This window comes from Sulfitobacter sediminis, assembly GCF_040811725.1.
GTDB classification, from domain to species: Bacteria; Pseudomonadota; Alphaproteobacteria; order Rhodobacterales; family Rhodobacteraceae; genus Sulfitobacter; species Sulfitobacter sediminis.
Genome location: NZ_JBFNXX010000067.1, coordinates 1 through 4468 on the forward strand (window position 1 = coordinate 1; position 4468 = coordinate 4468).

At 56.9% G+C, this 4468-nt stretch carries 5 protein-coding genes; 3 read left to right on the forward strand and 2 right to left on the reverse strand.

Annotation, left to right across the window (positions count from 1 at the left end):
- Nucleotides 1-76 precede the first annotated feature (76 nt).
- From AB2B41_RS23000 to AB2B41_RS23010, 3 genes are all read left to right on the forward strand, one after another.
- The gene (locus AB2B41_RS23000) at nt 77-580 is read left to right on the forward strand and encodes a methyltransferase domain-containing protein (protein ID WP_367880166.1); all 504 of its coding nucleotides are present in this window, start codon (nt 77-79) and stop codon (nt 578-580) included.
- A gap of 310 nt (nt 581-890) precedes the next feature.
- Nucleotides 891-1733, forward strand: coding sequence for a c-type cytochrome (locus AB2B41_RS23005; RefSeq protein ID WP_367880162.1), 843 nt, complete (start codon nt 891-893; stop codon nt 1731-1733).
- A gap of 109 nt (nt 1734-1842) precedes the next feature.
- A complete protein-coding gene (locus AB2B41_RS23010) occupies nt 1843-2130 on the forward strand; it encodes a DUF1330 domain-containing protein (protein WP_367880163.1) in 288 nt (95 codons plus the stop codon).
- Nucleotides 2131-2441: 311 nt separating this feature from the next.
- On the opposite strand, the gene AB2B41_RS23015 is transcribed toward AB2B41_RS23010, so the two are convergent.
- Nucleotides 2442-3470, reverse strand: coding sequence for an IS110 family RNA-guided transposase (locus AB2B41_RS23015; protein ID WP_367880164.1), 1029 nt, complete (start codon nt 3468-3470; stop codon nt 2442-2444).
- A gap of 102 nt (nt 3471-3572) precedes the next feature.
- A protein-coding gene (locus AB2B41_RS23020) for an IS5 family transposase (protein WP_367880165.1) occupies nt 3573-4330 on the reverse strand; the annotation gives its coding sequence in 2 pieces (ribosomal slippage) (nt 3573-3994 and nt 3994-4330; 759 coding nt in all).
- Between the last annotated feature and the right edge of the window lie 138 nt (nt 4331-4468).

Consider the following 4468-nt stretch of genomic DNA (forward strand, 5'->3'; position numbering starts at 1 on the left):
CTGAGTACCGTTTCCGAGCCATTCTCTGTCCCCCTCTCTCGGCCATCGTAGTGGCCCAGTTCTAGGGGGGAAGGACATTGCTGACAGTCATCGGACCAAAGATGTTGAGGGAAAATTCGACCTTGTGGTCCTTCATACGCTGATCAGTCACGTGGTCGATCCGTCGGCAGTTCTGAAAGAAGCCGCGCGCCTGACCTCACCAGACGGTCGCATCGTCGTTTTTGATGGTGACTACGCCTCGATCACGTTCGGCGCTGGCGACCCAGAGGTGAATGACCTCGCGCTTGAAGGTCTGCTAAAGACGGTTGTTGCCCATCCTCGGGTCATGCGCCAGTTTCCTCAATTGCTCGTCAAATCGGGACTGCAAATAGTCGACTTTCTTCCCGAGCTTCTGGCCGAGGTGGGCAGGGCCGAGTTTTTCAAGAGCATGCTGGATAGCTATGCTGGACCGATGGTGGCTGCAGGGCACCTGGACGAGGGCATTGCCCAGCAGTGGTTGTCCACGCACAATGGCGCGTCGGAGGCTGGAGCGTTTTTCGGGTCGTGCAACTTCATGACATATATCCTGAGCAAGGCTTGAGGTCTGCCAATCGTTTCTGAGTCTGAGCGACGTCCTGAACGCAAAATCGATGTGCGCTTTTCCCCGCATAGTCTACCTTCGCGCGCCGCTCGGCAAAGGTCGGCTATGAGCCCGGAACGGTCCTTCTTTGATTGTTCAGAGTGATCGCTATTCAAGACAAATCGAGGCGCGATCGGTAGAGTCCGCCAAGCCGCTCAAGCCCTCTACACTTTGTAATTCTGAATTAGGTCGCGCGCGAAGCTCGCGTCAAAAACCTTTGGAAAATTCGATTGCTATGCCATCCTTGGGAAAACAAGGGGGGGGTACAGAAATGAAAACCGTAGGCTTGGCGGGAATTGCCATTGTTTGTGGCACAATGGCGTTTGCAGCACCGACTTTGGAGAGAGGCGAGTACCTTGTTGAAGGGCCAGCAGCCTGCGGCAATTGTCACACGCCGATCGGACCCAACGGGCCCGTCATGGAAATGAACCAGGCGGGCCGCCTGGTGGAAAAAACACCGGGCTTTACGGCAATTGCGCCCAATATCACGCCGGGTGGACGTGTGGCGGATTGGACAGACGAGGAGTTTGCCCGGGCAATCCGGGAAGGGATCACTCCGGGTGGATCGCGGGTGATCGGGCCCCCAATGCCAATAGCACTCTACAGTCGTTTGTCGGACGACGACGTAATGTCGATCGTCATGTATATGCGAAGCCTACCTGCAGTTGAGAATGATCCCGGCGAAAGCGTGTATGACATACCGTTACCGCCAGCATACGGACCACCCGTTACGAGTGTCGCGCATCCAGAAGAAGGTGTGACAGTCGAATATGGAGAGTATTTGGCCGGACCGGTGGCGCATTGCATTGAGTGTCACAGCCCAATGGGCCCCATGGGACCTGATTGGGTCAATCAGCTTGGTGCGGGTGGTTTCGAGTTCCATGGTCCGTGGGGAACTGTGATTTCGTCCAACCTGACCTCGCATCCAGAGGACGGCATAGCGGAATGGACAGATGCCGAGCTGAAGCAAATGATCACGAGCGGCGTTAGACCTGACGGTACACCGATGCTGCCTCCCATGGGTTATGGATACTACAGTCGGATGGCGCCCAAGGATATCGACGCAATAATTCTATACTTGCGCCAACTCCCTCCGCTGCCGGACCCAGGCTGAAAAGTATGACATTCGTTCCATGCCTTCGAGCGTTGCCATCCAGACAGTTGCCCTCGCGCAAACAGGATATCAAACCATAGCCGAGGAAAATTAGGAAAATGAGAATATCATGCCAGCCTACGTAATCGGTCAGCTCGACATACATGACCCCGAGGCCTACCAAGCCTATCTCGATGGCTTCATGCCCATTTTCGAAAAGCATGGCGGAGAGTTACTAGCAACATCGCGCGCCGAGACTGAAATTCTGGAAGGGTCGTGGGCCATGCCAAGGACAGTACTCATGCGGTTCCCTTCCGTAGAAAAAGCCAAGGCTTGGCACGATGATCCAGAGTACTTGGAACTGGCTGAAATTCGTCATCAAACGGCCTCCACAAACCTAGGGTCAGGACTTCGGTAACGGGGGCGTGCCAGTCAAGCGGTTTTGCGCACAACAATTGATCCGCCGTAGAGGTTTCTTTGATATTCTTGGTGCCGGTCCCGGCTTCTGTCGCGACCTTCGGCTGAGGTCCTTGGGGTACATGCTTCGGTTCGTGGTCAGCGAGGCGGCTGCCAACATGATGCTGGTTCGATGTAATTCCGATGTGCCCATCTCATAGTCGTACTTGACGGAAGTCAGCGACAGTCCTGACCACGGCATCATCGGAACCACGTCCCTGCGGGACCTCAAAGGCCTGCAATCAGGCAGGCAACGGGTGGGGTGTCATCCTGTTAGGCAGGGTTTGGCGCCGCATCTGATTGGAAGGTTGTGCCATCGACCCAAATCCGATGCAGAATGACCGCGATGCGGTGTGCGAGAGCGACCATCGCAATTTTGCGACCGCGCCGCTGCGCGAGTTGGGCTCCCCATGTTCTGAGCCATGTCGATCGGCCGCGGTTCATCATGACAGTTGCGGCTTGGCACAACGCCCTCCTCAGATTGACGTCACCCGCTTTGGTGATACCACCGGACACGTCCCGTTCACCGGACTGGTTGCGTGACGGCGTCAGGCCAACCCAAGGGCCAATTCTCTTTGAAGACCGAAAGCGGGCCGGATCATCGACCGCAGCACGGAATGTCAGTGCTACGACGGCACCGATTCCAGGCATCGACATAAGGCGTTGGCAAACCGGATCATCCCAGGCCAACTGGCGCACGCACTTTTCGAGACCGGCCAGTTCCTGTCGTAGGGATGCTCGGGCCCGCAACATCGGTTCAGTCGCGGTTTCCAGCATCGGATTGCCATCCGCCAATTCCCGAATGCGCATCTCGAACCTACCGCGGGAGATCGCACCGACCTTGAGGCCAAAGTTCCGCAGCAGTCCGCGCAACGACATTTCCAGAGCGATCATGTTCTGCTGGATAGCCTTTCGAGCGCCGAGAACCGCCCGGGTATCCTGAGCAGAGACGGATTTACAGTGGACCGGGCGGAACCAGCCGAGATGAAGAAGGCGTGCAATCCCTTCTGCATCGCGCCGATCCGTCTTGATCGGCATCGCCTTCAGCGCTCCTTTCACCTGGCGCGTTTCCATGAGCACCACATCCAGGCCAGCTTCGGTCAGCCCTCGGTGCAGCCATTGCGACAGTGGCCCGGCCTCCAGGCCAATCACTGCGATGCTGCCGTCAAGTTCGTCCAACCAGCGCGCCAGACCTTCGGGTTCGCTTTCAGTCTCCGCCTCTTTGACGATCTGGCCATGCTCGCTGACCACACACACTGCAGTATTCGCCAACGACACATCCAATCCAATAAATAGCTTCATCCCGTCATCCTCCATCTGGGTTCAATACGGGAATGGCGACAGCGCGGTGCTAATCTGACAAGTGGCGACGGTCGTGCGTGACGCAGGCCCCGTTACAGCATCTCATAGCCAATAGATGACCAGCGCGGCGAGTGCGATTGCGGAGAGGAAGACCTTGGGGCATCTGTCGTATCGTGTGGCCACACGTCGCCAATCCTTCAGCCTGCCAAACATGATCTCAATCCGGTTGCGGCGTTTGTAGCGGCGCTTGTCGTATTTTACGGCTTTCTTGCGCTGTTTCCGACCTGGGATGCAGGATCTTATCCCTTTGTCTTTCAACGCTTCCCTGAACCAATCGGCATCATATCCACGGTCCCCGAGCAGCCAATCGACATCCGGCAGGCTGCTCAGCAATGCTCGCGCGCCGATGTAATCGCTGACCTGACCGGCGGTGACAAACAGGTTGAGTGGACGTCCCCGGCTGTCGCAGATGGCATGCAACTTGGTGTTCATGCCGCCCTTGGTGCGGCCGATCAGGCGTCCACGCCCCCTTTTTTGACGCCCAAACTGGTCGCGGTACGGTGGGCCTTCAGGTAGGTGGCGTCGATCATCACGGTCTTCTCTTCGCCGTGTTCGGCAGCCAAACCTGCCATCATCTGGGCGAAGATGCCTTTGTCGCTCCACCGCTTCCAGCGGTTATAGAGCGTCTTGTGCGGGCCATAGGCCGACGGGGCGTCGCGCCATCTCAACCCATTGCGGTTAATGAAGATAATCCCACTCAACACACGTCGGTCATCGACGCGGGGTTTGCCATGGGACTTCGGGAAGAAGGGTTCAAGACGCGCCATCTGCGCGTCCGTAAGCCAGAAAAGATCAGACATGTTCACCTTCACCGCTCGTTTTTGAGCCGTGAATCACACCGCTGAACGGAAATCAATGGGTCCTGAGCCTTCTGTATCTCTGATCTGATATTGATGCCCCATCACCGGGCTTGGCGAAGATCGGTGATGGGGCAGTGT

Coding starts and splice junctions, on each gene's coding strand:
- AB2B41_RS23005 (WP_367880162.1), top strand. CDS start 891: ATGAAAACCGTAGGCTTGGCGGGAATTGCCATTGTTTGTGGCACAATG.
- AB2B41_RS23010 (WP_367880163.1), top strand. CDS start 1,843: ATGCCAGCCTACGTAATCGGTCAGCTCGACATACATGACCCCGAGGCC.
- AB2B41_RS23015 (WP_367880164.1), bottom strand. CDS start 3,470: ATGAAGCTATTTATTGGATTGGATGTGTCGTTGGCGAATACTGCAGTG.